Raw genomic sequence first — 26,879 nt, forward strand, 5'->3', positions numbered from 1 at the left:
CCATGAGTGCCAAGAAGACGATCGGTATCGCCGCGACCGCGGTCGCCGCGGCCACCGCGACCGCCGTGATCGCCTCCCTGGCTACCGGGTTCCCGGCGAACCTCCTCCAGGGCCCGACCGCGGCGTCACCCGGCGCGACCGACGCCGACGGTCAGCCTGGTCCGACCTCGACGGTCACGGACCGGACCACCACCGAGGCCGCCGACGCCTTCCTTACCGACTGGGTCGACGACGGCCGCGTCGTGCGCCGGGACCAGGGTGACGACACGGTCAGCGAAGGGCAGGCCTACGGACTGCTCGTCGCGGCCGGGGTCGGGGACGAGCAGTCCTTCACCGAGATCTGGGATTGGACCGAGCAGCACCTGCAGCGGCCCGACGGGCTGCTCGCCTGGCAGTGGCGCGATGGCGAGGTCGTCGACGACGAACCCGCCAGCGATGCGGACCTCGACGCCGCCCGCGCGCTCGTCGTCGCCGGCACCCGGTTCGACGAGCCGCGGTTCACCGAGGCCGGCGTCACGCTCGCCGGTGTGATCGCGGACCGCATGACCGCCGAGACCGCCGCGGGCCGGATCCTGCTGCCCGGTGTCTGGGCCGCTGCGACCGAGCCCTACGCGTACAACCCGTCCTATGCCTCCCCCGTCGCCTTCTCGGTGCTGGGTGCGGCGACCGGTGACCCGCGGTGGGCCGAACTGCAGGCGGGTTCCGCGGCGGTCACGACCACCCTGCTCGACGAGAGCCCGCTCCCGCCCGACTGGGCCCAGGTGCACGCCGACGGCACCGTCGACGCCATGCCGGGTGCGGCAGGGACCGGGCAGAGCGTCCGCTACGGCTACGACGCGGCCCGGCTCCCGATCCGCTACGCCGAGTCGTGCGACACCGCCGACCGGGCGACGGCCGCCCGCCTCGCCTCGACCCTCGCGCGCTCGAAGGAGCTGCGTGCGGAGACCGATCTCGGCGGATCACCGCTGACCTCGGACGTGCACCCGCTCGCCCTCCAGGCCCGAGCGGCCGCGCGCGCCGCCGTGGGCAACCTGCCGGAGTCGGCGGACGACCTCCGGGCCGCCGACGAACTCGCGCAGGAGGTGCCGAGCTACTTCGGCGCCGCCTGGGCAGCCCTCGCACCGATGATGCTCACGACCGGTGAGCTGGACGGGTGTCCACCGCTCACCGAGGGAGCCACCTCATGATCCGCGCACAGCGCCGTCGGATCGGCACGCTCGCCGCCGCCGCAGCGCTCCTCACGGCGCTCGCCCTCTCGGGCTGCGCCACGACGCACGCCGGGCAGACGCCGACCTCGCCGAACGCCGCCGACGGCCCCATCACCTCCTCGGAGGCGGCCGACCGTGGCGCCGCCGGCGCGAAGCAGGACCCGGTCGCCCAGGCGCCGGCGGCCGATGTCAGCGCGCTGAGCGTGAGCCGGGTGCAGATCCCGTCCATCGGGGTCGACGCGGCGGTCGAACCGCTCGAACGCGATGCGTCGGGTGTCCTCCTGCCACCCGTCGAGTGGGAGGACGCCGGGTGGTACCGCGCCGGCGTCATGCCCGGCCAGGTGGGGCCGGCGGTCATCGCCGGCCACCTCGACACGACCCTCCGCGAGGCGGTGTTCGTCCACCTCAAGCAGCTCGTGGCGGGCGACCAGGTGACGGTCACGATGTCCGACGGCTCGACCGCCACGTACGCCGTGGACCGCGCCATCGACGTCGAGAAGAAGACCTTCCCCACCGAGGAGGTCTACGGGCCGACGCCCGACGCGCAGCTCCGGCTCATCACCTGCAACGGCCCCTTCGACGACGCCGCGAACACCTACGCGAACAACTACGTCGTCTTCGCGTCGCTCGTCGGCACGACCCCGTAGCGCCGCTCCCTGCTCCGCGCGCCCGTCGCGGCGCGGCCCCGCTCCGAACCATTCCCACCGACCCGAAAGGAACCGACGTGAACCGCTCACTCGTCGTCATCCCCACCTACAACGAACTCGACAACCTGCAGCCGATCGTGAACCGCACGCTCGCCGTCCCCGGGGTCGACATCCTCGTCGTGGATGACTCCTCCCCCGACGGCACCGGGTTCCTCGCCGAGCAGCTCGCCGCGCAGCACCCGCAGGTGCACGTGTTCCACCGGGCCGTGAAGGACGGACTCGGCGGGGCGTACCTCGCGGGCTTCGCCTGGGCGCTCGCGCGCGGCTACGAGGTCATCGTCGAGATGGACGCGGACGGCTCCCACCACCCCGAGGACCTGCCCCGCCTGATCGGACTCCTCGACGACCACGACCTCGCGCTCGGCTCGCGCTGGGTCCCGGGTGGCGTCGTCGAGAACTGGCCCGCCCACCGACTCGCGCTGAGTCGCGGCGGCAACCTCTACACGCGACTCGCCCTCGGGATCGGTGTCGCCGACGCGACCGGCGGGTTCCGCGCGTTCCGCAGCGAGGCATTGCGCCGGATCGACCTCGCCGACGTCGCGTCGCAGGGGTACTGCTTCCAGGTCGACCTCCTCTGGCGGGCGCTGCAGCGCGGGCTCCGGGTCGTGGAGACGCCCATCGTCTTCACCGAGCGAGTGTCTGGCGAGTCGAAGATGAGCGGCGGCATCGTCTCCGAGTCGCTCAAGAAGGTCACGATGTGGGGCGTGCGTCGCCGCCTGCAGGAGGTCCGTGCGCTGCTGCACGGCCACCCGCTCCCATCCGTGCGTGTGCTGTCCACCCGCTGAGACCAGGTGGCGCGGGCTGCGGCGACCACGGGCTGACGAGGGCTGCACATCTTCCCAGGTCCTTCCGGTTCCGCCGCCCTCCCCGGAGTCGTAGCGTGAGGGCATGACCAATCGCACGCGCACCCCGCAGCACCCCATCGGTTCCGGCTTCGGCCACTCGAGCACCGCGGCGGAGGTGCTCGAGGGCATCGACCTCACCGGCAAGCTCGCCATCGTCACCGGCGGCTACTCCGGTATCGGCCGCGAGGCCGTCCGTGCCCTGGTCGGCGCGGGTGCCCACGTCATCGTCCCGGCACGGCGCCCGGAGACCGCTCGCGAGGAACTCGCCGGCATCGACGGTGTGGAGGTCGACGAGCTCGACCTGGCCGACCTCGCGAGCGTCGAGGCGTTCGCCGACCGCTTCCTCGCCACGGGCCGGGGCATCGACCTCGTCATCACGAACGCGGGCGTCATGGCGGCTCCCGAGACGCGTGTCGGTCCCGGCTGGGAACTCCAGTTCGCGACGAACCACCTCGGCCACTTCGCCCTCGTCAACCGCCTCTGGCCCGCCATCGTCAAGGGCGGTTCATCGCGGGTCGTCGCGTTGTCCTCCAGCGGCCACAAGCGCTCGGGGATCCGCTGGGACGACGTCCAGTTCGAGCACGGCTACGACAAGTGGGAGGCCTACGGGCAGGCGAAGACCGCCAACGCGCTCTTCGCCCTCCAGCTCGACACGCTCGGTGCCGAGGAGGGCGTCCGCGCGTTCTCCGTCCACCCCGGTGGCATCCTCACGCCGCTGCAGCGGCACCTGCCCCGCGAGGAGATGATGGCGCTCGGCTGGGTCGACGCCGACGGCAACCTCCTCGTCTCGGGGTTCAAGTCGCCCGAGCAGGGTGCCGCGACGGAGGTCTGGGCCGCGACCTCGCCGTCGCTCGACGGCCTCGGCGGGGTGTTCTGCGAGGACTGCGACATCGCCGGCCCGGCCGAGACCGCGGTCTCCCCGGCCTCCGGTGTCGCCGACCACGCGACCGATCCGGAGGAGGCGGCCCGCCTCTGGGCGCTCTCCGCCGAACTCACCGGGGTCGACGCCTTCGCCGCTCGCGACTGATAGGCCGACGCCACCCCTTGCAGCCACCCGCCCACGGACCTACCGTGAGAGCGGATCAGCGCGACGATGCGCGAGACGGAGACCGCCCAGGCGGATCTCGGAAGGAGCACCCCATGAGTGACCAGAACGCCGACATCAACAACCCGGGCCCGCACGACGAGGCCGTCGACGACGCGGCGGCCGAGCGCGTGGCGTCCACGACGAACCCCGGCCCGCACGTCACCGAGGACGACCCGGCGGCGAGCGGCGAGGCCGACATCACGAACCCCGGTTCGGAGACCGAACGCGACGCTGCGGCCGAGCGCGAGGCGGAGCGCGTCGCGAACATCACCAACCCCGGCCCGCACAGCTGACCGCACCCGGTCCACAACTCAGGACGCCCCCGGCGCGTCGCGTCGTCCCACCCATGCGGATGGCCGACGCGCCGGACCACTCCTGAGTTGTGGACATCAGCCAACCGCGCGCCCACAACCGAGTCCACCGTTCACAACTCAGGACGCCCCGGGTGTGTCCGCCCTCCCGTCCGGTCCGGACGGACGACACGCGGGGGCGCTCCTGAGTTGTGAACCGACGGGTCCCACTCGGTCAGTGGTCAGCGCGAGGCGGACGCAGGCGCGTCTCCTCGATGTCGAGCATCGTCTGCGCCTCGGCGAGGATGCGCGACGGGTACGCGCCGCGCGCCCGTGCGTCGAGGAGCCGCTCGCGTTCGGCCTGCACGACGGCGAGGCGGAGCTGGCGGTAGAGCCGGTGCGGTGTCTCTGCGTGCGTCTCACTCGGCGAGACCGACTCGCGCGAGCGTTCCCAGGCGGCTTCCGCCCGCAGGAACGTGGACTGTCTGACGCGTTCGAGCAGATCGGGGTCGATCTCCTCCTCGATGCCGACCGCCGAGGCCGGATCCTCCAGCACGCTGATGCCCGCGTAGCTGATCTCGTCGAGGAGGGTCGCGAGCTGGCGACGGTCCTCGGACTCGTCGATCCCCTGCACCTTGAGCAGCCGGATGAGCCACGGCAACGTACCGCCCTGGACGACGAGCGTCACGACGGCCACCGTGAAGGCGATGAGGACGAGCTGCTCGCGGTACGGGGTGCTCTGCGGCAGTGACTGTGCGGCGGCGAGCGTCACGACGCCGCGCATGCCCGACCAACTGAGGATCACGCCGTCTCGCCAGTCGATCTGCTCCAGCCGCAACTGCTCGAGATCGGCGCGCTGCCGCTCGTAGGCGCGCTCCCGACGCCGCCGTCGGTGCCATCGGCGGTTCTGTCTCGGGAACCGTTCCGAGTACCCCATCGACAGCCACCGTTGCAGGGTCTGGCGTTCCGCCCAGCGTTCTCGTGCACGGAGCCCGAGCACCAGCGGGCCCACCCACAGGAACCGCAGCGCGATGAGCGCGGCCGTCGCGACGAGACCGATCCCGATGGACTCCTCGACCGACAGGATCTCGGCGTCGACGGCGCCGATGAGGGTGCGGATCTCGAGGCCGATGAGGAGGAACACGGCGTTCTCGAGCAGGAACTGGATGGTCCGCCAGTTGATGCGGTCGCTGATCCGCGCCTGGGCCGAGAACGCGGCCGAACTCGCGTGTCCCGTGTACAGGCCGGCGATGACGACGGCCAGCACGCCGGACCCGCCGAGCGCCTCGGTGGGCATGAACGCCACGAACGGGACGGCGATGGAGATCGCGGTGTCGAGGACGGAGTCGTTGAGCTTCGACCGCAACCAGACGGTGACGTACCCGGCGATGAAGCCGACGACGATCGCCAGGACGACCGCGTAGACGAAGTCGCCGACCGTCGCCCACGGCGTGAGCATGCCGCCGGCCGCCGCAGCGCTCGCCGATCGGAGGAGCACGAGTGCGGTCGCGTCGTTCACGAGCCCCTCACCCTCGAGCACCGTCAGGAGGCGGGGTGGGAGGCCGAGACGGCGTCCGATGGACGTCGCCGCGACCGCGTCGGGCGGGCTGATGATCGCGCCGAGGGCGATGGCGGCGGCCAGGTTGAGGTCCGGCAGGAGGCTGAAGAGGAGGAAGCCGGCACCGAAGGCGGTGACGATGACGAGCACGACGGACAGGCTCGTGATGGTGGCGAGGTTGCGGCGGAAGTCCATGATCGGGACGCTGATCGCCGCGGCGTAGAGGATCGGCGGCAGGACGACGTCGAGCACGAGTTCCGGTTCGACCTCGATCTCCGGCACGCCCGGGAGGTACGAGAGCCCGACGCCGACGATCACGAGGATGATCGGCGCGGCGACACCGAGCTTGCGGGAGAAGGCCGCGACGGCCACGATCACCGCGATGCCGACGACCGCATACACCCCGAGTTCCATAGCGATCAGGCTATCGGTCGCTCGGCCGGCCACACCCCGACGGCTGTCGTGGGTGCCGGGAGACTATTCGAGCAGGCCCCGGATGTCCTCCGCGGTGAGGGCCTGACTGAACACCGCGTCGTCGTCGAGGACCGCGGCGAACAGCTCGGACTTCTTCGCCTGCAGCGCCATCACCTTCTCCTCGATCGTGTCGGCGGCGACCAGCCGGTAGACCATGACGTTCTCGGTCTGGCCGATGCGGTGCGTGCGGTCGATGGCCTGCGCCTCTGCGGCCGGGTTCCACCACGGGTCGAGCAGGAAGACGTAGTCCGCTTCGGTCAGGTTGAGGCCGAACCCGCCGGCCTTCAAGCTGATGAGGAACACGGGGGCGTCACCGGTGCGGAACCGGTCGATGACCTCACCCCGACGACGGGTCGACCCGTCGAGGTACTCGTACGCGATGCCCTGCTCCTCGAGCCGACGAGCAGCGGTACCGAGGAAGCTCGTGAACTGGCTGAAGATGAGCGCCCGGTGGCCCTCGGCGACGACGTCGTCGAGCTGCTCGAGGAGTGCGTCGAGCTTGCTCGAGGGGATGCCCGCGTGCTCCTCGGCGTCGATGAGACTCGCGTCGAGGCTGAGCATGCGGAGGAGGGTGAGCGAGCGGAACACGATGAACCGGTTGCGGTCGAGGTCGTCGACGAGTCCGAGGAGCTTCTGTCGTTCGCGCTGGAGGACGAGGTCGTAGAGCTTGCGGTGGGCCGGCGCGAGTTCGATCCGCAGCACCTGCTCCTGCTTCGGCGGCAGTTCGGGCGCGACCATCTCCTTGGTGCGTCGCATGAGCAGCGGACGGATGCGTCGGCGCAGGGTCTGCAGCCGACTCGAGTCGAGACCCTTGCCGATCGGCTTGACGTAGTGCTCGGTGAAGCGCGGCGCCGACGCGAACAGGCCCGGCGCGACGATCGACAGCAGCGACCACAGCTCCATGAGCGTGTTCTCGATGGGTGTGCCGGTGATCGCGAGCTTGAACGGTGCTCTGAGGTCGACCGCGCACTCGTGCAGCTTGGCGCGGTGGTTCTTCACGAACTGCGCCTCGTCGAGGATGAGCCCCGACCAGTCGACCGCCTGGTACGCCGCTGCGTCGAGCCGGAACAGCGCATAGCTCGTGACCACGATGTCGGCGCCCGCCGCGAGGTCCGCGATCGACGCGCTCCCCTTCGCCTGCGTGGCTGTGATGCTGCGGACGACGAGGTCGGGCACGAAGCGGGTGGCCTCGGCGACCCAGTTGGAGACGACCGACGTCGGGGCGACCACGAGGAACGGTGGTGCCGTGGTCCCGGTGGTCTCGCGCGCGTGGGCGACGAGGGCGAGGGTCTGCAGCGTTTTCCCGAGGCCCATGTCGTCGGCCAGGATGCCGCCGAGTCCGTGCTGCCAGAGGAACGCGAGCCAGCGGAAGCCCTCGACCTGGTAAGGCCGGAGGTCTGCGTGGAGTCCCGACGGCAAGGCGGTGTCGGGGACCGCTTCGATCGCGTTGAGTCCGGCTGCAGCCTCGCGCCACGAGACGGCCTGCTGGGTCTCGTCGGCGAGGTCCTCGAAGTCGGCCCAGAGGCTCGCCTGATAGCGACTGATGCTCGGCTTCGTCTCCCACTCCTTGAGCGCGGCCGCCTCGGTGAGCAGCTCGCGCAGGCGGTCGAAGGCGGGGTGCTCGAGCGAGAGGTAGGTGTGGTCGACCATGAGCAGCTTGGTGCGCCCCTTCGAGAGGGCCTTGAAGAGGGGCTCGAAGGGGACGCTGTAGTCGCCGATGTGGATGACGATCCCGAGGTCGAACCAGTCGCGTTGCTCCGTCTCCACCGTGGTGACCGAGATGTGGGGCGTGCCCGTGAGCTCCCGGTACTCGGGGCGGTCGCCGGACACCTCGACGAGGACGTCGTCGAGCGACTCGAGGACGGGGAGGGTGCGCTCGGTGACGAGTGCCGCGTCGAACTCCGTCAGGACCTGCGGCCGGGGCGGCCAGACGCCCGGGGTCGTGAGCTCGTCGAACGAGCCCGCGGCGAGCGCCCGGCGTTCCGGTTCCGCCGCGGCGGCGATGGCGGCGCCGACCCGGTCGAGGATGGCCCGCTCCGCGCGTTCGTCGCGGAGGACCTCCGCTGCGGCGGCGTCGGTGGGACCGCCGTGCGGCACCGTCGACACGAGTGGTCGTCCTGCGGCGAGCGCCGGGGTGCCGCCACCGATCGGGACGCGCTGCGCCGGGGCGTACTGCCAGAACCAGGCGAGGCGCAGGGTCTGCTTCGGTTCGAAGGAAGCCGTGAGGACGAGGACCGGCGGCACGATCTCGGGCAGGGCCACGGTGCCGTCCGTCGAACTCAGCGAGATGCTGCGGCGGAGTCGTGGGACGTAGTGCTCGAGGAACTCCGGCACCTCGGCCTCGGGGACGACGACCGGCTCGCCAGGCCCGAGCAGTCCGCGGGCCTCGTCCGTCAGCGGTTCGGCGAGCGGGGCGAGCACGATCGCCTGCTGGGGTTCGAGCGTGTAGTGGTAGAGCCCGTGGTCGCCGAGGGCTCCGCTCGTGGCCGCGTCGACGTCGGTGCCGTCGATCGTCACGACGGATCGGAGGACCACGCCCTCGTCGTCGTGCGCGGCGTCCAACCGGATGGCGGCGGTGGTGCCGAGGACGACCGTGCCTTTGCGCGTACCGACGAGTTCGATCCCGAGTTGGGCCGCCTCCTCGAACAGATGCCAGAGGACGGGACTGCCGAAGTCGTCGAGGACGAGCCAGTCCGAATCGCCGGCGCCGGCGTAGGCACCGGCCGGTGGACGGGTGGCACGCAGGAGCGCCTGGAACTGCGTGAACCACTGCTGGTGCGCCGGATCGAGCGACAGCCGGTGGCCCTGGTGCGTGAACGAGGTCCACGAGATCGTCGACTTCACGAAGCCGCCGCCGGCCTTCTTGACGACGGGTCGGACGGCGATCCGGCGGGGGTGCCGGGGCTCGGGCGGGCCTTCGGCCGTGCGGGAGGTCGGTCCGCGCCAGCGTTCGGCGGTGCGCGGGATGCTCTCGCGGACCTCGAACTGCAGCCCCATAGCCGTCGGCGCCGTGGCACGACCGGCATCGCCGGCGAGGGAGTCGAGTCGGTTCCGCCAACTGGGCGGTGCCGGCGGCGTCTGCGGACTCGGGGTCCATCGCGCTGCTCGTCGTTCCGCCTCCGGACGCCAGGCGTCAGGGAGGTCGTCGAGCTCGTCCAGGGCGTACATCGGCCGGTGCTCGGCCGGTTCGTCGAGCACGGGGTCGTTGATGGGCGCGGTCCAACGTCGGTCGGAGCGCCAGGACGCCTCCTTCCCGGAAGGCGGCCGTTGTGGTGCCACCCACCGGTCGGAGCGACCCTCGGCCCGGAGATGGGCCGCGTTGCTGTGCAGCAGGGTGGCGACGATGTGCTTGCAGTCACCGCGCAGGGGGCAGGAGCACGCGCTGCCTTCGATGCGAGCGAACCCACCGGTGTCGTCGCCGAGGTCGATGATGCAGGCGTACGGGACGTCGGTGGAGCCTTCGACGATCCCGTGGAGCCGACGCTTGTCGGGGTCCCAGTCGGCAGCGGTGACCCGGCCGTCTCTCGCGTAGACCCGGCCGCGGTCGAACGCCACCCGCCCGACGAGCCGGACGAGGTCGGCCACGTCGACCAGTGGTGCGGGCTCGGGAGTCATCGCCCCATGGTCTCACGCACGACGGACACCCCTCCCTCGAGCCAGCGCGGTGCGCTGACGCGAGCGCGGGTCTGCGACGTGAGCGCGCCCCTCCGGAGGGGCGCGCTCACGTCTGTGGGTCGCGGTCGGTCCAGCGCCCCGCGCTGACCACAGCTCCGACCGAGGCACGTCCGGCGGCTCGTAGAATGAGGTAATGACCTCTCTCCCCCACGACGAGCCTGCGAACCACGCTCCCGGCGACGACGCGGGCATCGATCCCACCGATCTCGAGGTCACGCTGCGCGTCCTCCAGACCATGGCGACGATGGACGAGGAGCACCCCGACTACCTCCAGGTGCGCCGCGCCACCGCCAAGATGTTCAAGGCGGTCAAGAAGGAACGCCGGCTCGACCGTCGTGCCCGGATCGCCGACGCCGACCGCGCCGTGATCGCCGCCACCGCGACGGGCGCCCCCGACCGCATCGACGACGAGACCCGGGGCATCCCGCTCGCCACCACCACGACGGCTCCGACCGCCGGCGAGCTACTGGTGCCGCGCAACTGCTACATCTGCAAGCAGCCCTACACGACGGTCGACGCCTTCTACCACCAGCTCTGCCCGCAGTGCGCGGCGATGAGCCACGCGAAGCGAGACGCCCGCACCGACCTCACCGGCAAGCGCGCCCTCCTCACCGGTGGCCGCGCGAAGATCGGCATGTACATCGCGCTGCGACTCCTGCGCGACGGAGCACACACCACCATCACGACGCGGTTCCCGCGCGACGCCGTCCGCCGCTTCAGCGCGCTCCCCGACAGCGCCGACTGGCTGCACCGGCTTCGCGTCGTCGGCATCGACCTCCGCGACCCGGCCCAGGTCATCGCCCTCGCGGATTCCGTGGCCGAGCAGGGTCCGCTCGACATCCTCATCAACAACGCCGCGCAGACGGTCCGCCGCACGAAGGGCGCCTACCAGCCGCTCGTCGACGCGGAGCTCGCCCCACTGCCCGACGGCCCGCTGCCCGAGCTCGTCACCTTCGGCCACACGAACGACGCACACCCGCTGTCGCTCGCGGCGTCGGTGTCCGCCCACCCGATCCTCGCCGCAGCGGCGGCCAAAGCCGATGCGCTCACCGAAGCGGCCATGACGGCCGGGTCATCCTCGCTCGAACGGCTCGCCGCCGGCACCGCGATCGACGCCGGCGGACTCGTCCCCGACGTCGACCACAGCAACAGCTGGGTGCAGAACGTCGACCAGGTCGAGCCCATCGAGATGCTCGAGGTCCAGCTGGCGAACGCGACCGCCCCGTTCATCCTCATCAGCCGCCTGCGTGCCTCGATGGCGGCGTCCGACTTCCCGCGCACCTACGTGGTCAACGTCTCCGCGATGGAGGGCGTCTTCGGTCGCGGCTACAAGGGCCCAGGCCACCCGCACACCAACATGGCGAAGGCCGCGCTGAACATGCTCACCCGGACGAGCGCGCGGGAGATGTTCGAGACCGACGGCATCCTCATGACGAGCGTCGACACCGGCTGGATCACCGACGAGCGCCCGCACCCGACCAAGGTGCGGCTGGCGGAGGAGGGCTTCCACGCCCCGCTCGACCTCGTCGACGGCGCGGCGCGGGTGTACGACCCGATCGTCCGCGGCGAGGCCGGCGAGAACCTGTTCGGCGTCTTCCTCAAGGACTACCGCCCGAGCTCCTGGTGAGCTTCGACTCGCGGTCGTGGTCGAGGACCCGGAGATGATCGGTCCGGCGGCCGTCCGCTTCCTCCGGGAGGCACCGCTCGGTTCGCGGGTCGTCGTGCGCTTCGCACTGCCCGAGGGCGCCGAGGCGGGTGCGACCGACGCCCTCGGCGAGCTCGTCGAGCGGTCGGACACGGGCTGCACGGTCGAGACCAAGCGCGGACCGGTCGTGATCGCCGACGCCGACGTCATCGCGGCGAAGCCCGTCCCGCCTGCGCCGGCACCACGGGAACGCCGCCGCTCGGCCTAGGCTGGGCCGATGAGCAGCGAAGTCACCCAGGACCCGTCGCCGACGCAGCATCGCGTCGAAGTGACGCTCCGACGTCCCTGGTACGGCGCGTTCCAGCGTCCGACGGTGGTGTTCGACGGGCGAGGCCAGCCGGCGCAGTGGGGTACGGGCAGCTGGCGGCTCGGCGGGACGGAGGTCTCCTTCGAGGTCTTCCTCTTCAATCGGGTCTGGCGGTACGGCGCGGCCCGGACCACCTTGACCGCCGGCGTCGACACGTCGCTCGTCTATCGCGCGCCGCTCCTGCCGTTCCTCCCAGGTCGGTTCACAGCGAGCTGAGCGGTGGCTCGGAAGCCCGTCGGCGGCCGCCCCTAGGCTGGCCGGATCACCCCTTCACGCACGGGCATCGGGAGAACACGGCATGGCGAAACGCACCGGAACGACGGCACCACGGCTCGACCCCGTCCGTCTCATCGGATTGACCGACGGCGACGAGGGCGCCCTCGACGCGCACGACAGTGTCGAAGGCCTGCGGTTCGCCGACCTCGACCTGTCGCACCGTGACCTCTCGGGCATCACGATCTCCGAGTCCCTGCTTGCCGGCATTCGAGCCGACCAGACCGACTTCAGGGCCGCGTCGTTCCTCGACTCCCGGCTCGAGCGGTGGGACGCGCCCATCCTCCTCGCCCCTCGAAGTCGCCTGCGCGACGTCGAACTGGAGGGGTCCCGGGTCGGTTCCGCCGACTGCTACGACGCGAACTGGCAGTCGGTGCGGGTCACCGGATGCAAGCTCGGGTTCGTGAACCTGCGCGGGGCTGTGCTGCAGGACGTCCTGTTCGAGGACTGCACGATCGACGAACTCGACCTCGCCGATGCGACGGCCACCCGGGTCCGGTTCGTCGACTGCACGCTCAACAGTCTCGACGTCACGCGGGCGAGGCTCACCGACGTCGACCTCCGGACGCTCGAGCTCCGTCGCATCGCCGGCATCGAGCACCTGCGGGGCGCGACGATGACGCCGTTCCAGGTCGGAGAGCTCGCAGCGATGTTCGCCGAGCAGTTCGGCATCCGAGTCGAGGACTGACCTCCCGGGTTGCGCCAGCGCGGTGCGCTGACGTGACCGCGGGTCTGGCGCGTGGGCGCGGGTCTCCGGAGACCCGCGCTCACGCGTGTACCCCGCGCCCACGCCGGTTCCCACGCACTCGCGCCAGCGCACCGCGCTGACGCCCGATGACCCGCGCTCGCGCCGGCGCACCGCGCTGGCACCCGCTCCACCGACGCCCGCTACCGGGGCAGACGGACCCCGATGCGCTCCAAGTGCGCGTTCGAGAAGGTTCCGGCGGGATCGAGCTCCTCGAAGAGGTCCCGCGCGTCGGCGAGTCGCGGCACGACCTCGGCGATGCGCTCGGCGGTCAGGAGGTTGAGCTTGCCCCAGTGCGGGCGGGCGTCGAAGGGTGCGAGCGCCTCCTCGATCGCGGGCAGCACCGCTCGGACCTCCTCGGGCAGGTTGCGCCAGGTGAAGTGCACGGCGAGCATCTCCCGGTGGTACGCGCCGCTCAGCCAGAGCTTGTCCGGCGCGGCCGTGCGCAGTTCGGTCACGAGCAGCAGCGGGGCGATGCGGTCGCCGAGCGCACGCAGGGCCGTGATCGCGGCGGGTCCGTCAGCGCGGTCGATGAAGTACTCGGTCTGGATCTCGTCACCGTTGCTCGGCGTCGACTCGAGCCGGAAGTGCGGCAGCCGCTCCCACCAGTCGCCGGGGACACCGCCCTGCAGGGTGAGGTTGTCGGGGTCCGTCTCGACGAGGTTGCCGGCGGTCAGGGAGTCCCGCTGCACACCGAGCCACGACTCAGGGACCACGGGCAGTTCGTCGTCACCGGCGACAAGGCGGGTCTTCCACCAGATCTGCTCGACGGTGTCGCCGAGCCAGTTGGTGAAGATGCTGACGCTGTAGGCACCGCCGGTGACGCCCTCGATGTCGGCGAGCACGGCATCCCACGGGACGTCGCGGTAGACGTCCTGACGCACGCGGTAGGCGGGCTGCACGTCGACCGTCACGCGCACCACGATGCCGTACGCGCCGAGCCCGACGACGAGGCCGTCGAAGCCGGGGTCCCCGCGACGCACGTGGACGAGTTCGCCCGTGGCGTCGACGTACTCGAGGCCGCTCACCGCTGAGGACAGGATGCCGTTGTCGTTGCCGGATCCGTGGGTGCCGGTCGCGATCGCGCCGCCGATGGAGATGTGCGGGAGCGAGCCCATGTTGTGGAAGGCGAGGCCCTGTTCGGCGAGCCAGGCGGCGGCGATCCCGTAGCGCGTCCCGGCTCCGATCGTCACCGAGCCGGCAGCCTCGTCGAACACCGGGTCGGCGGGGATGTCGAGCACCGTGATGAGCGTGCCGTCGGAGTCGGCGAGGTCGGTGAACGAGTGTCGGGTGCCGAGGGCGCGGACACGCGTGCCCGTCCTGGCGGCCTCGGCGACGAGTGCACGGACCTCATCGATCGAGGTGGCGTTCACGATCCGCGGCGCGGCGAAGGTGTGCGTGCCGGCCCAGTTGCGTTCAAGCGTCATGAGCGCAAGCTTGCCAGAGCCGGGACGACCCGCAGGCGTTCCCGAAACATTTCCAGTCAGGCGGGCGGAGCGGCGTGCTTGTTCTCGAGCAGGACACCGACGGCGACGAGCACGACCGCGCCGAGGAACTGCGCGATGATCCAGGGGATGCCGCCGAACGGGAGCGGGAGGACCGGGTTCCACACGATCGCGACGAGCAGCGTCGGGATCATCCAGAGCGGCTGCTTGGCCTGCCAGGCGAACACGGCCATGATGAGCGCGAGGATGCTCACCACGAACAGCACGATCGTGAAGGCGTCGAGCTCGAGCAGCGCGAGGCCCAACATGAGCGCGACCGCACCCATGATGCCCGGGATGAGCGCCGGGCGAAGGGCGAAGGGTGCGGGAGCGGGGGTCGGACTCGGCATCCCACGAGTTTACGTGGAGCGGCGGGGCGTCGCCGAGCGGTGCGGCGGGGACGATGCGGCACAATCACTGCATGGGCGTTCTCATCTACGGTGCCGGAAGTCACTACGACTTCGACGACCGCGTGCTCGCCCATCTCAGGGCGGCGATCGGGAACAAGCTGCGTCGTCGGGAGTCCTTCTTCGTCGAATGGACGAAGGGCGCTGTGGACGGCGGTGGGCGCGTGAGTCTCTGGATCACGAGCGACGTCCCGCTGCAGTTCCGGTTCGCGCAGGCGGAGCCGCCGGTCAACCAGGCGTGGGTGCGCGCCCTGCTCGACTCCTCCTATACGCCGGGCGGCATGATGCTCACGACCGAACCCGACGCATCGTCGGATGAGCGGGAGGGCTGACATCCGACGATGACGGGGTCAGTCGGCTGCGTCCTCGACGCGGGCGAAGCGCGGTCCCTCGTAGCCGTCGCGTGAGACGGGCTCGACGAACATCGCGAGCGGTCGCACCCACGATGTCGGCGGCGTCGTGGTCGTCCGATAGAAGACGTACGGCTCCTCGGTCTCGCTGTGGCGTCCGACGCCGATGACCTCGTACCGCGCACCTTTGAAGTGCCGGTAGGTGCCGGGCTCGACGCCGAAAGACTCGCCGTCGTCGGTGCTGGCCATACTGTCGTCGCTCATGTCGCGATTCTAGCCAGCGAGTTTCCGGACATATTGGCGGCACACGTACACGCGAGCGAAGCGTTCCCTGAGCTCCTGCTCGCGCTCGATGCTCGCATGGACGAACGCGCGAACCGGGCTGCTGAACCCGGGCGGCGTCGTGAACCCTTCGGCATCGTCCCCGTCTTCCAGGTGCACATGCAGGTACTGGAACGCCTCGGAGAAGCCATTGCGCCGGTACCAGCCGTTCGCGGCCGGGTCCTCCCGGGTCCACGCGTCGAGACTCGAGACACCCTCATCGGCCAGCCGCTCCACAGCTGCTTCGAGGAGTGCTGTGCCGATCCCCGCGCCCTGGTGACTGGGATGTGTCGCGATCGAATCGATCGTCGCGGCGTCAGCGTCGACGCTGACGTCCAGCAAGCCGATCACGCGCCCCTCCCCATCCACCGCGACCAGTCCGAACGACGGTGCAGACACGTCCGGGCGGCGAGGCCACACGTCGTCGTAGTACTGGGTCGTCAGAAAAGCGAGCACCCGGCATCGCACCCACGAGGATTCGTCAGACGCCTCGTAGGGGCGGATTGCGACTGCGGGCGAAGCGGGCATCGCGACGGGAGAGGGGTGTGGCCGCTGCTCAGGCCGAGCGGAAGTAGTCGGACGCGGCCTTCGTGTACAGGAGGATGAGGCCGATGACCGCGAGCAGCAGGCTGATGATCTGCGTCGCGACGTTGCCGGTGGTGACCATCGCGTAGACGGCGCTGGCGATCGACAGCACGAGGACGATCGTGGTGAGCACCCTCGCCACACCGCTCCCCCGCAGGAGGCCGACGCCGACGATGATGGTGATGATCCCGAGGATCAGCGAGACGAGACCGGCGACTTGCATCCCCTGGAGGTTGCCGTTCGGCGTGTTCGCGCCGATCATCAGGAGCGCGCCGCCGAGGGCGCTCAAGAACCCCTGGATCCAGACGATCACCGCGACGATGGTCACTCCCCCTGGTCGTTTCGCCATCCTGCACACCTCTCGTTCGTCGTTCGACGATCCCGGATCGGGACCGCCCCCGACCCTAGCGGTGTGCTACCGGAGACCGCCAGGGGTGGAGCGGAAGGCCCAGCGCGCGGTATTCGGCGGAGACGTCGAGAGGGCGACCGCATCGGGAGGCCGCGTTGCGACCCGAGGACCGCATCCTGGGAGCACCGCCGCAGTGACTCACCCGGCGGTCGGCACGACGTCCCAATGCTCGCGGATGAGCTTGTCGTCGACCCGGAAGATGTCCGCCGCCAGAACGGGGTCGTCGGCCTTCGCGCCGACGCTCTGCGAGAAGGTCCAGACGAGGTCGCCGTCGCTCAGCGAGATGACTGACTCCTGCGGCGGGAAGGTGGCAGACCCGGAGAAGAACGACTTGAGCGCCGCCGTGCCGTTCGGTGCGACCGGGTTGTGCTGGAGGTAGGCGGGGTCGAAGGCCTTGTCGAGGATCGAGACGTCCTGGTCGCGGAACAGCGTGTCGTACGCGCTCACCGCGAACGTCCGGTTCTGCTCCTCCTGCTTCTCCGACGGCGCGACCGCGGGCTTCGCCGGGTTGTAGAGGTCGCTGAACATCGTGTTGGTGTTCCCGCTCGCCGGCGTCCCGGTCGCGATGGGCTGGTCGAACGCCCAGCGCTCCACGACGGCGCCGTCCCGCACCCGGAACAGGTCGACGGCCGCCTCGCCCGTCCGCTCGTCGGACGGGTCGGAGGCGACCTGATAGTGCACGGCCACGAGGTCGCCGTCGGCCGCGGTGTGCTTCACGACCGCCTGCGCGCCCGGGACCCGCGTCCGGTCGGCGGTGAACTCGGCGAGGACACCGCTCGGACCGGACTTCTGACCCGAACCGTGCGCGACGGCGTCGGCCGCGACAAGCTTGTCGGTCGTGGCCACCGCCTTCGGCGAGGCGGGGTCGGGGAAGGCGGCGGTGTAGAGCTTGAGCACGGCGGCGAGGTTCTTCTGTTCGGTCTTCGAGTCGCTGCGGTCGCCCGTCGAGCCGCCGTCGGCGCTTCCCTTGCGCGCCGACGAGACCGAGGACGACGGATCGGGCGCGGCTGCCGAGGTGGCCTGGCACCCCGCGAGCAGCGAGACGCCGGCGAGGACGGCGGCAGTACGGACGAGGGGGACGACGAAGGCACGCGATCTGGTCATGACATCAGGGTGCGACGGCGTTCTGAACCTCAGGTGAGGTGTTTCTGGGCTTCGCTGGGAATCCGTGTCTTTCAGTTCTGCGGTGCCTCGTCGAGACTCTTCGTCTTCGAGGTTTCGATTCCGGCCTTCTATGCGTCAGGTGGCATACCGTCCACGCGACGATAGTCGGATGAAGATCTTGATCGTGGGAGCCGGCGCAACAGGAATAGCTGTCGGGGTTCGATTGGCGGAAGCAGGTCGGGATGTCACCTACCTGGTTCGACCAGTGCGTCAACGACGACTCGAGCGGCACGGGGTGACGCTGACCGAACCCGCCGGAAAGCACGTGCTCGATGCTTTCGCGGTCACTGCCGACGCGCTGACCGGTCCCTTCGACCTAATCATCGTCGCTGTGAAAGCAAGCGCACTCGCCGCGGTGGTCGAAGACCTCGCTCCCGCCGTCGGCCCAACGACGGTCATCGTTCCGCTCCTCAACGGGTTGCGACACCTCGACATCCTCTCCGATCACTATCCGGGACGGGTCGCCGGCGGCCTCATGAAGATCGTCGCCACCGTGGATGAGGAAGGCGGCGCCGTGCAGATGACCCCGCTGGCTGAGATCACGATCGGGTCGCTCTCCTCGGACTCACCGCTGGGACCGATCGCCACCCTGCTCGACGTGCCGGGCCTGACCGTCATCGACGCGGAGGACATCCGACTGCGTCTCTGGGAGAAGTGGGCGTTCATCGCAGCGGCCGGCATCATCACCTGCCTGTTCGACAACACCGTGGGTCGGATCCAGGAAGCCGGTGGACGCAGGTATATCGATGCGGCGATCGCGGAGACAGCGGCTGTCGCCATCGCGGCCGGCTATCCGCCGCGCGCGGCTGCTCATGCACAATCCCTCCAGATTCTGGCCGAACCCGGCTCGGCCTTCACCTCATCGCTGTTCCGCGACCTCAAGGCGGGGAAGTCGACGGAGGCCGAACACATCCTCGGCGACCTGGCCGACCGTGCACGCGATCTCGAGGTCCCGACGCCGCTGCTCGATCTCACCCTCGTGCGCCTCCGTGCGGCGGAAATCGACCGGCGGCACCCGGAGATCTGACCCGACACCGCGAGGCGTCGCGCCCGGTCGATCATCCGGGCCGTCGACTCCCGTGCCGCGGGTCAGCAACGAAAAACCCCCTCCGTCCCGGTGTTGCTCGGGGATGTAGGGGGCTTCTTCGTGGCGGTACCGGTGGGATTTGAACCCACGGTGCTCTTTCAAGCACACAACTTTTCGAGAGTTGCACCTTCGGCCGCTCGGACACGGTACCGGGGTCGAGTGTAATAGAAGAAGAGCGCCGACGCGAATTGAGCGATGCCGGTCATCCACCGGCGGCGCGGAGCGCTGGCGGTGTCGGCGGGCGCGCTTAGGCTGGCCGCATGGCCAAGGCACCCTCCCCCGCATTCCGCTGCACCGAATGCGGCTGGACCACCGCCAAATGGGCCGGTCGATGCGGCGAATGCCAGCAGTGGGGAACGGTCGTCGAAGCCTCGGCTCCCACCGGTGTCCTCGGCAAGCTGACGCCCATCCGCGCCACCGACGAGCGCGCCGCACGCCCCATCACCCAGGCCAGCGCCGACGAGGCACCACGCTGGTCGAGCGGCATCGCCGAGTTCGACCGGGTGCTCGGCGGAGGCATCGTCCCCGGCGCCGCGATCCTCCTCTCCGGTGAGCCGGGCGTCGGCAAGTCGACCCTGCTGCTCGAGGTCGCATCCCGAGCCGCGAAGACCGGAGCCCGCGTCCTCTACGTCAGCGCCGAGGAGTCGGTCAGCCAGGTCCGCCTCCGTGCCGAACGGACCGGGGCCCTCCACGACGACCTCTACCTCGCCTCCGAGACCGACCTCGCCACCATCCTCGGCCACATCGACCAGGTGCAGCCCAAGCTCCTCATCGTCGACTCCGTCCAGACCGTCTCCTCCTCGCAGTCCGACGGCCTCGCCGGACAACCCGGCCAGGTCCGCGAGGTCTCGGCCGTCCTCACCCGCATCGCCAAGGAACGCGACCTCCCGATCCTGCTCGTCGGCCACGTCACGAAAGACGGGTCCATCGCCGGCCCCCGGCTCCTCGAACACCTCGTCGACGTCGTCTGCCAGTTCGAAGGCGACCGCCACACCGCGCTCCGCTTCCTCCGCGCACAGAAGAACCGCTTCGGCGCCACCGACGAGGTCGGCTGCTTCGAGATGGCCGGCGACGGCATCGCCGAGGTCCCCGACCCCAGCGCCCTGTTCCTCAGCCAGAACGAACCCGTGGCCGGCACCTGCGTCACCATCGTCATGGAGGGACGCCGCGCACTCCCCGTCGAGGTCCAGGCCCTCATCAACAAGACGCAAGCGCCGAACCCCCGCCGGGTCACCAACGGCGTCGACCCGTCACGTGTCGCGATGATCCTCGCCGTCCTGCACGGCCGTTACTCCTACGACCTCACCGACCACGACGTCTACATCTCGACCGTCGGCGGCGTGAAGATCAGCGAACCGGCGGCCGACCTCGCGATCGCCCTCGCCCTCGTCTCCGTCATCCGCGACCTCGCCCTCCCCCGCGACCTCGCGGCCTACGGCGAGATCAGCCTCAGCGGCGAAGTGCGCCCGGTAAGCGTCGCGAAGCAACGCGGCTCGGAGGGCAACCGACTCGGCTACAAGCTGCTGCTCAACTCCGACGTCAGCAACGACCTCAAGTCGGTGCTGGGCATCGCGAAGACCGCAGCCGAGGCCGCACGGCCCGCCCGACGCGAACGCGAGCTCGACGCGGCCTTCTGAGCGCTACTCGGCCACCTGCTCCACGAACCAGGGTCGGGGGCGCTGTCCACAACTCCTGCGAACTGGTCCCGCAGGGCCCCAGAACGGGACTTGCCCGTGTTCGGACGACGACCTGCAGGAGTTGTGAACCGAGGACGCCGCCGAGCGCACGACCCGCAGACAGGGTCGAGCTATTCGGCGGCCGGCGCCTCGAGCTCGAGCACCCGCAGCAGTTCCTCCGGCGACGCCTGCAGCGAGTGCGGGCCGGCGACGTCGAAGAGCACCGTCTCGATGTCGTCACCGTAGGTGCGGAGGAAGCTCGCGAGCCAGACGCCGTCGTGCAGACCGACGTAAGGAGGCAGGGCGGCCGGTTTGTTCTTCGCATCGGAGAAGAGGAGCAGCGCGAGCCTCGCGGTCTCAGGCTGACGGAACATCCAGACCTCGCCGGTCTCCGTCGGCTTGTCGGGGTTGCCCGGCTTCATGAGCGGGACGACGAACCGGCCGTTCCGCAACGCGAGTGCCACGGCCACCATGTCGCCGGCGGCGAGGGCCGCGGCCAGGGGCTCGGAACGGAACTCGGGTCGCTTCTGCTTCGCCATACGTCCATTGTCGCAGGCCGGTGCGGGGCCACGGGTCGAGCACTTCGACAGGCTCAGTGACCGAGGGCGACTCAGCGACCGGGGGGGCGACTCAAAGACCGGGACGGCTCGGCGAGCAGGTTCGGTCAGTTGAGCAGGAACTGCGCGCTGTCAGCGGAGGCGAAGCCGCCGATCGAGGTGTTCAGGTGGTACGAGGCGCCGCCCGCGGGCACCGGGTCCCGCGGCTGGTCACAGGTGTCGGGCGCCGACCGCGTGCGGTCCCAGGTGATCGGCGGGTTCGACGAGACCGTCTTCCCCGGCTCGAGGAGCACCTGCTGGTCACTCGGTGCCGTCTGGCAGTCGGTCGACGTCCAGTAGGGCTCCTCGCCGCTCGAGACCGTGAACACCTGCTGGCTCGTACCGGCGTTCATCGTGCACGCGGCCGAGCCGGTGTTCGTCACGCTGAGCGAGAGCTGCGGGAGTTCGTCCGCCGCGAAGCTCGTGCCGTTCACGACCGCCTCGACGCGGATCTGGTCGGCGGTGCATGCGGCCGCCGAACCGGGGTCGGTGGTCGCGGCCTCATCGATCGGCGCGGCCGTCGACGCCTCAGGAGCCGGCGTCGGCGCGGGGGTCGCGGTGGGCGTCGGGGTCGACGTCGCGGCCGTGTTCTCGGTGCCCGGACCCGACGCGAGACGGACGATGAGCACGATGACCAGGACGATGACGGCGAGCAGGACACCGAACACGATCAGCCTGCGTCGCCAGTAGACGGCGGGCCGCTCCGGTCCGCGGGGATTCGTGAGGCTCGACATGCTCACAGATTAAGTGCAGTGGCGCGGAAACGCCCGATGCCCCGCCGTCGGTGCGGACCGTGGTCCGACCGATGACGGGGCATCGGGATGGTGCTGAGTGGTGCGAGCGCCTAGAGCTGCTGCGCCGAGCGACGACGGGCGATCACGAGCGCGAGACCACCGACGAGGAGCAGCGCGGCGAGCGCCGCGTTCCCCCACGGCTCGGCACCGGTCTTGCTCAGGCTGCCGTCCTGGCTTCCGCCGGCCGTTCCCGAACCGGTCCCACCGCCTGCACCGGGCTGGGTGCCCGGGTCGGTGCCGGGGTCGACCGCCGCGGCCTGCACGACGATGTCCTGCCAACCGATGACGTTGCCGTCGGCATCCTGGACGACCAGGCGGTGGGCACCGACCGGCGCGTCCTCAGGAACCGTGACCTGCACGTTGCCGTCCGCGTCGACCTGCACGAGGCCGTCGCTGACGAGGATCGGGTCGGAGTGCAGCCAGACGCTGACCCAGGTGCCGGCGTACTCCTTGCCGACGTGGATCGTGGCGAGCTTGCCGATGATGAAGTCGGTGATCGCCTTGATCAGGTCCTTGAGCGCCTGGATGAGCGCGGATTCCGGAGCGGGCGTCGGCGGCGTGACCACCGGCGGCGTCGCGACCGTGAGCGGCACCGTCAGCGTCGTCCCCGACTCGAGTGCCGTGAGGCGCACCGTCGCCGCGCCGTCAGCGGTACCCGCCGGGACGGTGAAGGACACCGTCGCGGCCCCCGCGGTGACCGGGGCCGTCCCGATCGGCGAGCCGTTCAGCTCGATCGTCAGCGAGGTGTTCACCGGGCTGCCGGTCGAGGTGAGGTCGAGCTTCGCGACGTCGAACGAGACCGTCTTCCCTGCGGCGACCGCGGCGGTCGGCGCGTTCGTGACCTGCACGCTCTGGCGGGCGAAGTCCGGGGACACCGGGCTGTTCGCCGTCAGGTAGGCGATCCACGCGTCGCGGTCGACGAGACCGGAGTCACGTGTGTCCGTGCCGTTCGCGAACTCTCGGAAGTTGTCGCCACCCTGCAGCAGGAAGCTGAAGGAGCCGATCCGGTAGCTCTTGCTCGGGTCGATCGGAGCGCCGTTCACCGTGATGCTCGTGATGCGCTGTCCCTGGGCCTTCGTGGGGTCGAACGTGTACTGCACGTTCGACGACAGTCCGAGCTGCAGGTACGGACGGGACGGCACGTTCCCGGCCGCGTCGAGCTGCCACTGCTGCTCGAGCACGGTCTTGAACTGCGCACCCGTGAGCGAGGTCGTCCACAGGTTGTTGAGGAACGGCAGCACCGCGTTCGCCTCGGCGTACGTGATGTCGCCCGCGAGGATCTCCTCACGCATGCCGCCCGGGTTGACGATGCCGATGTCGGCTCCGCCACGGTCGGCACTCGAGAGCGAAGCGCGGAGGGAGTCGGCGACGAGCGCACCGAGCGTCGACTCGGCGCCGCGGTCGTCCTTCACCCCGTTGTTGAACGCGCGGGTGATGTCGGCCGTCGCCTCACCGATCTTCTGGTTGCCGATCTCCGCCGCGACCGCGAGGGCCTTGTCGGTGATCGTCTTGACCGTCGCGACCGCGGGGAACTGCTTGACCAGGTCGGCCTCGGCCACCGTGGTGCGTGCGACGTTCTTCGCCGTGTAGGCGGTCACGTCACCCGACGCGCGGTCGACGGTCAGCGTGATCTGACCGATGAACTCGCCGTAGCTGCCGGTCTGGAGCACCGGGCGGGTCTTGCCGGTCACGCCGGGGATCGGAGCGTCCCATGCGTACTGCTTGTGCGTGTGGCCGGTGAAGATGGCGTCGACGTCCGCGCTCGTCGTGGTGACGATCTCGGTGAAGGCGCTCTCCTGGGCGAGCTCCTGCTCGAGGGTCGCGCCGTCCGGCGTGCCGGCTCCAGCGCCCTCGTGGTATTCGGCGACGATGACGTCCGCCTCACCGTTGGACTCGTCGCCGTCGGTCAGCTGAGCCGCGACGCGGTTCACGGCCTCGACCGGGTCCCCGAAGTCGAGGTCGGCGATGCCGGCGGGCGACACGAGGGTCGGCGTCTCCTGCGTGATGGCGCCGACGACGGCGACCTTCACCCCGTCGATGTCGAGGATCGTGTATTCCTGGAGCGCGGGCTGCTTCGTGCCCTTCTCGTAGACGTTGGCACCGAGGTACGGCCAGGCCGCGTTCTTCCCGTCGGCCATGACGCGGTCGACGAGGTCGCCGTAGCCCTGGTCGAACTCGTGGTTGCCCACCGCGGAGGCCTTCAGACCGAGCGCGTTCAGCACGTCGATCGTCGGCTGGTCCTGCTGCGCCGACGAGGCGAAGAGCGAGGCGCCGATGTTGTCACCAGCGGAGATGAACGCCGTCTGGTCGGGCGCGAACATCGCCTTGAGCTGCTCGATCGTGCCCGCGAACTTCGTCGTGTTGGCGTCGATCCGACCGTGGAAGTCGTTGATGTTGAGCAGGTTGACGGTCGCGGACTCGCTCGCGTCGGCGCTGATGCCGACGATCACGGGGTCGTGGTCGCTTGAGCGGAACATGTCCGGCACGTTGAAGTCGGTCACGTTCGCGTTGTAGCGGGAGTACTCGAGGGCGATCGACTCGACGGAGTTGATGTTCCACACGTCGGCACCGGTGACGCTCTGGTCGGCTTCCGGCGACGCGAAGATGTGGTCGAGGGATCCGACCGCGCCTTCGTACGCGTAGGTGTACTCGCCGGTCTTGGCCTCCTGGCTGATGTAGCCGGCGTCGCGGAGCACGTCCAGCGGGTCCTCGGCGTCGTAGGAGTTGAAGTCTCCGACGAGGAAGACCTTCTTCGTGCCGACGTCCTTCGAGACCGTGTCCGCGAAGGTCACGAGGGCCTTGGCCTGACGCGTGCGGTCGCCGGTGAAGGCGCCCTGCCCGGTGTTGGCGTTGTCACCGGTGGCCGCTGCCGAGGTGCTCTTCGACTTGAAGTGGTTGGCGATCACGAGGAAGGTCGCGGCGTCGTCCGCACCCTTGGGCTTGAACGCCTGCGCGTCGGGCTCACGGGCGTTGTCGAACGCGGGCGAGTCGAGCAGGATGCGCGATTCACCGACGGTCTCGACGGTGGCCGACTTGTAGATGAAGGCCGTGCGGATGACGTCCTCGTCCGCGGGGACCTTCGCGGGTGAGGGGACGAACGTCCAGGTGCCCTCGCCGGCATCGGCGTTGAGCGCCGCGGTCAGCGTCTTGAGGGCGTCGTCGCGGTCGAGCCCGATCGAGGCGGAGTTCTGGATCTCCTCGAGCGAGACGACGTCGGCGTCCAGGGCGTTGATCGCGGAGACGATCTTCGCCTGCTGACGGGCGAGGCTCTCGGCCGTCGCCGCTCCCCGGACGCCACAACCGGAGGCGTCGGAGTTGTTCACCGTGGTCTTGCCGCCCTGACGGTCGGTGTAGAAGGTGCACCCGGTGCGGGAGTCGCCGGTGGTGGCGAAGTAGTTGAGGACGTTGAAGGTCGCGAGGGACACGTCGCCACCGACACCGCGAGGTGAGGTGGAGCGGGTGTTCTCGAACGTGGCCGGCTGCACGGTCGCCGTGTTGGCACCGGTCAGCTGCTGCGTGGGCTGGAACTTCCAGTTGCTGTTGCGGAAGTCGAAGACGACCGGAGCGGTGAAGTCGACGGCGGCACCGACCCGGACGGGCGCGGTGGTCGAGAGGTACGGCAGCGGGGTGCCGGTGTTCTCCGCCTTCGAGAAGTCGACGGTCGCGCCGTCGTCGAGGACGACCTTCTCCGCCGGGACCCGTGCCGCGGCGGCGAGCGCTTCAGCGGAACCGGGCTTACCGAGGACCGTCGGCGTGACGAACGGCGTCGTCGATGCCGCGAGTGCGATCTCGCCGTAGCGGTTCGTACTGTAGTTGTCGGTGACCGTGTAGTCGCCGGCGGGGGCGAGCAGCATGCCCTCGAGGCGCTCGCGCTCCTCGTCGGTCGCCGGGAAGGCGACACTGGCGGCGGTCGGCGCGGCGACGCCGGTGGCGTCGAGTGCCGTGACGGCGGCCGCGTCCGTGACCTTCAGCTGCGTCAGTCCGTAGTACTCGTCCACGACGCCGGTGACCTGCAGGTACTGGCCGACGGCGACGGAGCCGACGGTGGCCGGCGAGTAGACGAAGACGCCGTCGGACGCGAGGTGCGTCGCGGGGTCGATCGCCCCGCCGGTGCCCGCGGTCTGCAGGTAGTAGCCGTTGAAGCCGCCGGTCGGGAAGCTCGCGGTGACGAAGCCCATGGTGGTGACCGTCTGGCCGACCATCGTGCTCGCGGCGCCGGTGCCCTGGATCTGGGCGATCGTCGCCGTACCGGGCTCGACCGGCGTGGTCGGGTCGGTGGGTTCAGGGGTCGGCTCCGGGGTGGGCTCGGGGTCGACCGGGGTGTCGCCGGCGCTGTTCTGCGGGGTGACGGTGTCGCTGAGCGTGAAGTCGGCGGCGTTGCTGTCGGTGTCGGCGAACGCGGTGCGCGCGATCGACTTCGGGACGCTGTTGCCCGACGGCGACGGTGAAGCGGCCGTCTCGAAGGTGTTCGACGTGCCGTAGCCGAGGAGGTCGACGATGGCGGGGTCACCCGTGACCGACCCGGTCGGGAGCGTGACCGCTGTGGTCGAGGCGACGAGCGCGAGCGTTCCGTTCTGGCCCTGGGGGCTCAGGGTGCTCGTGACGTCGGGGGTCGGCAGCGCGACGCCGTTGGCACCGTTGGAGGAGCCCGACACGAGGTAGTAGCCGCCGGCCGCGATGGAGCCGGTGAGGGGCACCACGGTGGAGGAGGCGCCGACGCCGTCGAGCTTGCGGTACTGGATCGACCAGCCGCTGACGTCGACTGCCGCGTCGCTCGGGTTGTAGAGCTCGACGAACTTGTTCAGGTAGGGCGCGTTCGCGCTCCCGCCCGAGAGGTAGGCCTCGTTGATGACGACGCCGAGGCCGTCGGTCGAGGCGACGGCTGGTGTCGCCACGAGGGGTGCGGCGACGAGCCCGGCAAGGGCGGCGAAGGCGGACAGCCTCCACGGGTGTTTGAACGACATGTGGCTCCGAATCGAGGGCCGTCCTCGTTCGGAGCGCGCGACAACGCACCCCCCATTCGAGGCACAGACGATGGGTAGTGCCTCACAAGCTAACCGACATGCGTGACGGAAGACCACCGCGAATGTGAACGGCACGTAAATCCGGGCCTGCTCATGTGAGCAGCGGGT

Annotated in this window: 23 protein-coding genes and 1 tRNA gene; 12 read left to right on the forward strand and 12 right to left on the reverse strand. The window is 70.1% G+C overall.

The features are described 5' to 3' along the window. Positions 1–2: 2 nt before the first annotated feature. From AC4PMY_RS04660 to AC4PMY_RS04680, 5 genes are all read left to right on the forward strand, one after another. Positions 3–1,187, forward strand: coding sequence for a glycosyl hydrolase family 8 (locus tag AC4PMY_RS04660; RefSeq protein ID WP_071259629.1), 1,185 nt, complete (start codon positions 3–5; stop codon positions 1,185–1,187). After that, positions 1,184–1,855: a class F sortase gene (locus tag AC4PMY_RS04665; RefSeq protein WP_064294300.1), complete on the forward strand. Its 672-nt coding sequence runs from the start codon at positions 1,184–1,186 to the stop codon at positions 1,853–1,855. The genes AC4PMY_RS04660 and AC4PMY_RS04665 overlap by 4 nt, the downstream gene beginning before the upstream one ends. A gap of 77 nt (positions 1,856–1,932) precedes the next feature. Beyond that, a complete protein-coding gene (locus AC4PMY_RS04670; protein WP_491622107.1) occupies positions 1,933–2,700 on the forward strand; it encodes a polyprenol monophosphomannose synthase in 768 nt (255 codons plus the stop codon). 103 nt (positions 2,701–2,803) lie between these two features. Continuing rightward, on the forward strand, positions 2,804–3,787 hold the full coding sequence (locus AC4PMY_RS04675; protein ID WP_192004623.1) for an SDR family NAD(P)-dependent oxidoreductase: 984 nt from the start codon (positions 2,804–2,806) through the stop codon (positions 3,785–3,787). Positions 3,788–3,900: 113 nt separating this feature from the next. Then, positions 3,901–4,140 carry a hypothetical protein gene (locus AC4PMY_RS04680; RefSeq protein WP_121289549.1) on the forward strand — a complete coding sequence of 80 codons (240 nt, stop codon included), beginning with the start codon at positions 3,901–3,903 and terminating at the stop codon, positions 4,138–4,140. Between the two features lie 232 nt (positions 4,141–4,372). Here the strand turns inward: AC4PMY_RS04680 and AC4PMY_RS04685 are convergent, their stop codons facing one another. After that, complete coding sequence (locus tag AC4PMY_RS04685) at positions 4,373–6,109, reverse strand: cation:proton antiporter (RefSeq protein WP_491622108.1); 1,737 nt, start codon at positions 6,107–6,109, stop codon at positions 4,373–4,375. 63 nt (positions 6,110–6,172) lie between these two features. Continuing rightward, positions 6,173–9,784, reverse strand: a complete 3,612-nt coding sequence (locus tag AC4PMY_RS04690) for a DEAD/DEAH box helicase (RefSeq protein ID WP_491622109.1) — start codon at positions 9,782–9,784, stop codon at positions 6,173–6,175. Between the two features lie 193 nt (positions 9,785–9,977). On the opposite strand from AC4PMY_RS04690, the gene AC4PMY_RS04695 reads away from it, so the two are divergent. The 4 genes from AC4PMY_RS04695 (at position 9,978) to AC4PMY_RS04710 (ending at position 12,817) form a co-directional block, all read left to right on the forward strand. Then, positions 9,978–11,471: an SDR family NAD(P)-dependent oxidoreductase gene (locus tag AC4PMY_RS04695; RefSeq protein WP_064294305.1), complete on the forward strand. Its 1,494-nt coding sequence runs from the start codon at positions 9,978–9,980 to the stop codon at positions 11,469–11,471. Positions 11,472–11,487: 16 nt separating this feature from the next. Next, positions 11,488–11,757 carry a putative acetyltransferase gene (locus AC4PMY_RS04700; RefSeq protein WP_491622110.1) on the forward strand — a complete coding sequence of 90 codons (270 nt, stop codon included), beginning with the start codon at positions 11,488–11,490 and terminating at the stop codon, positions 11,755–11,757. 9 nt (positions 11,758–11,766) lie between these two features. After that, positions 11,767–12,072, forward strand: coding sequence for a hypothetical protein (locus AC4PMY_RS04705; protein WP_064294306.1), 306 nt, complete (start codon positions 11,767–11,769; stop codon positions 12,070–12,072). Positions 12,073–12,154: 82 nt separating this feature from the next. Next, complete coding sequence (locus AC4PMY_RS04710) at positions 12,155–12,817, forward strand: pentapeptide repeat-containing protein (RefSeq protein WP_064294307.1); 663 nt, start codon at positions 12,155–12,157, stop codon at positions 12,815–12,817. Between the two features lie 200 nt (positions 12,818–13,017). Here the strand turns inward: AC4PMY_RS04710 and AC4PMY_RS04715 are convergent, their stop codons facing one another. After that, positions 13,018–14,301: an FAD-binding protein gene (locus AC4PMY_RS04715; RefSeq protein ID WP_071259639.1), complete on the reverse strand. Its 1,284-nt coding sequence runs from the start codon at positions 14,299–14,301 to the stop codon at positions 13,018–13,020. 56 nt (positions 14,302–14,357) lie between these two features. Beyond that, positions 14,358–14,708 (reverse strand): DUF6804 family protein, encoded by a 351-nt coding sequence (locus tag AC4PMY_RS04720; RefSeq protein WP_064294309.1) that lies wholly within the window; start codon positions 14,706–14,708, stop codon positions 14,358–14,360. 71 nt (positions 14,709–14,779) lie between these two features. Here AC4PMY_RS04720 and AC4PMY_RS04725 point away from each other — a divergent pair, with 71 nt between their 5' ends. Continuing rightward, the gene (locus AC4PMY_RS04725) at positions 14,780–15,097 is read left to right on the forward strand and encodes a DUF7882 family protein (protein ID WP_491622111.1); all 318 of its coding nucleotides are present in this window, start codon (positions 14,780–14,782) and stop codon (positions 15,095–15,097) included. A gap of 18 nt (positions 15,098–15,115) precedes the next feature. On the opposite strand, the gene AC4PMY_RS04730 is transcribed toward AC4PMY_RS04725, so the two are convergent. The 4 genes from AC4PMY_RS04730 to AC4PMY_RS04745 form a co-directional block, all read right to left on the reverse strand. After that, complete coding sequence (locus tag AC4PMY_RS04730; protein WP_491622112.1) at positions 15,116–15,379, reverse strand: DUF1653 domain-containing protein; 264 nt, start codon at positions 15,377–15,379, stop codon at positions 15,116–15,118. Positions 15,380–15,388: 9 nt separating this feature from the next. Further along, on the reverse strand, positions 15,389–15,892 hold the full coding sequence (locus tag AC4PMY_RS04735) for a GNAT family N-acetyltransferase (RefSeq protein WP_491622113.1): 504 nt from the start codon (positions 15,890–15,892) through the stop codon (positions 15,389–15,391). Positions 15,893–15,992: 100 nt separating this feature from the next. Beyond that, on the reverse strand, positions 15,993–16,370 hold the full coding sequence (locus AC4PMY_RS04740) for a hypothetical protein (RefSeq protein ID WP_147427080.1): 378 nt from the start codon (positions 16,368–16,370) through the stop codon (positions 15,993–15,995). A gap of 198 nt (positions 16,371–16,568) precedes the next feature. Continuing rightward, a complete protein-coding gene (locus AC4PMY_RS04745) occupies positions 16,569–17,534 on the reverse strand; it encodes a nuclear transport factor 2 family protein (RefSeq protein WP_491622114.1) in 966 nt (321 codons plus the stop codon). A 130-nt stretch (positions 17,535–17,664) separates the two neighbouring features. On the opposite strand from AC4PMY_RS04745, the gene AC4PMY_RS04750 reads away from it, so the two are divergent. Continuing rightward, entirely contained in the window at positions 17,665–18,621 is a 957-nt protein-coding gene (locus tag AC4PMY_RS04750; RefSeq protein ID WP_491622115.1) for a ketopantoate reductase family protein, read from the forward strand. Between the two features lie 121 nt (positions 18,622–18,742). On the opposite strand, the gene AC4PMY_RS04755 is transcribed toward AC4PMY_RS04750, so the two are convergent. Further along, positions 18,743–18,832: transfer RNA gene (locus AC4PMY_RS04755), tRNA-Ser, on the reverse strand. 109 nt (positions 18,833–18,941) lie between these two features. On the opposite strand from AC4PMY_RS04755, the gene radA reads away from it, so the two are divergent. Then, a complete protein-coding gene (gene radA, locus AC4PMY_RS04760; protein ID WP_064294317.1) occupies positions 18,942–20,318 on the forward strand; it encodes a DNA repair protein RadA in 1,377 nt (458 codons plus the stop codon). 170 nt (positions 20,319–20,488) lie between these two features. On the opposite strand, the gene AC4PMY_RS04765 is transcribed toward radA, so the two are convergent. The 3 genes from AC4PMY_RS04765 to AC4PMY_RS04775 all read right to left on the reverse strand — a co-directional run bounded on the left by AC4PMY_RS04765 (position 20,489) and on the right by AC4PMY_RS04775 (position 26,711). Continuing rightward, entirely contained in the window at positions 20,489–20,896 is a 408-nt protein-coding gene (locus tag AC4PMY_RS04765; RefSeq protein WP_079001600.1) for an SseB family protein, read from the reverse strand. Positions 20,897–21,021: 125 nt separating this feature from the next. Then, positions 21,022–21,687 carry a hypothetical protein gene (locus AC4PMY_RS04770; RefSeq protein WP_064294319.1) on the reverse strand — a complete coding sequence of 222 codons (666 nt, stop codon included), beginning with the start codon at positions 21,685–21,687 and terminating at the stop codon, positions 21,022–21,024. A gap of 110 nt (positions 21,688–21,797) precedes the next feature. After that, complete coding sequence (locus AC4PMY_RS04775; protein WP_491622116.1) at positions 21,798–26,711, reverse strand: ExeM/NucH family extracellular endonuclease; 4,914 nt, start codon at positions 26,709–26,711, stop codon at positions 21,798–21,800. Positions 26,712–26,879 lie beyond the last annotated feature (168 nt).

The organism is Plantibacter sp. MDV22-iso1 (assembly GCF_058408345.1).

What these genes read in the sequence shown, in the direction of transcription:
- AC4PMY_RS04715 (WP_071259639.1), bottom strand. Translation starts at nt 14,301, where the DNA reads ATGACGCTTGAACGCAACTGGGCCGGCACGCACACCTTCGCCGCGCCG.
- AC4PMY_RS04685 (WP_491622108.1), bottom strand. Translation starts at nt 6,109, where the DNA reads ATGGAACTCGGGGTGTATGCGGTCGTCGGCATCGCGGTGATCGTGGCC.
- AC4PMY_RS04730 (WP_491622112.1), bottom strand. Translation starts at nt 15,379, where the DNA reads ATGAGCGACGACAGTATGGCCAGCACCGACGACGGCGAGTCTTTCGGC.
- AC4PMY_RS04745 (WP_491622114.1), bottom strand. Translation starts at nt 17,534, where the DNA reads ATGACCAGATCGCGTGCCTTCGTCGTCCCCCTCGTCCGTACTGCCGCC.
- AC4PMY_RS04770 (WP_064294319.1), bottom strand. Translation starts at nt 21,687, where the DNA reads ATGTCGAGCCTCACGAATCCCCGCGGACCGGAGCGGCCCGCCGTCTAC.
- AC4PMY_RS04720 (WP_064294309.1), bottom strand. Translation starts at nt 14,708, where the DNA reads ATGCCGAGTCCGACCCCCGCTCCCGCACCCTTCGCCCTTCGCCCGGCG.
- AC4PMY_RS04740 (WP_147427080.1), bottom strand. Translation starts at nt 16,370, where the DNA reads ATGGCGAAACGACCAGGGGGAGTGACCATCGTCGCGGTGATCGTCTGG.
- AC4PMY_RS04705 (WP_064294306.1), top strand. Translation starts at nt 11,767, where the DNA reads ATGAGCAGCGAAGTCACCCAGGACCCGTCGCCGACGCAGCATCGCGTC.
- AC4PMY_RS04675 (WP_192004623.1), top strand. Translation starts at nt 2,804, where the DNA reads ATGACCAATCGCACGCGCACCCCGCAGCACCCCATCGGTTCCGGCTTC.
- AC4PMY_RS04680 (WP_121289549.1), top strand. Translation starts at nt 3,901, where the DNA reads ATGAGTGACCAGAACGCCGACATCAACAACCCGGGCCCGCACGACGAG.
- AC4PMY_RS04695 (WP_064294305.1), top strand. Translation starts at nt 9,978, where the DNA reads ATGACCTCTCTCCCCCACGACGAGCCTGCGAACCACGCTCCCGGCGAC.
- AC4PMY_RS04775 (WP_491622116.1), bottom strand. Translation starts at nt 26,711, where the DNA reads ATGTCGTTCAAACACCCGTGGAGGCTGTCCGCCTTCGCCGCCCTTGCC.
- radA (WP_064294317.1), top strand. Translation starts at nt 18,942, where the DNA reads ATGGCCAAGGCACCCTCCCCCGCATTCCGCTGCACCGAATGCGGCTGG.
- AC4PMY_RS04665 (WP_064294300.1), top strand. Translation starts at nt 1,184, where the DNA reads ATGATCCGCGCACAGCGCCGTCGGATCGGCACGCTCGCCGCCGCCGCA.
- AC4PMY_RS04690 (WP_491622109.1), bottom strand. Translation starts at nt 9,784, where the DNA reads ATGACTCCCGAGCCCGCACCACTGGTCGACGTGGCCGACCTCGTCCGG.
- AC4PMY_RS04765 (WP_079001600.1), bottom strand. Translation starts at nt 20,896, where the DNA reads ATGGCGAAGCAGAAGCGACCCGAGTTCCGTTCCGAGCCCCTGGCCGCG.
- AC4PMY_RS04725 (WP_491622111.1), top strand. Translation starts at nt 14,780, where the DNA reads ATGGGCGTTCTCATCTACGGTGCCGGAAGTCACTACGACTTCGACGAC.
- AC4PMY_RS04660 (WP_071259629.1), top strand. Translation starts at nt 3, where the DNA reads ATGAGTGCCAAGAAGACGATCGGTATCGCCGCGACCGCGGTCGCCGCG.
- AC4PMY_RS04710 (WP_064294307.1), top strand. Translation starts at nt 12,155, where the DNA reads ATGGCGAAACGCACCGGAACGACGGCACCACGGCTCGACCCCGTCCGT.
- AC4PMY_RS04750 (WP_491622115.1), top strand. Translation starts at nt 17,665, where the DNA reads ATGCGTCAGGTGGCATACCGTCCACGCGACGATAGTCGGATGAAGATC.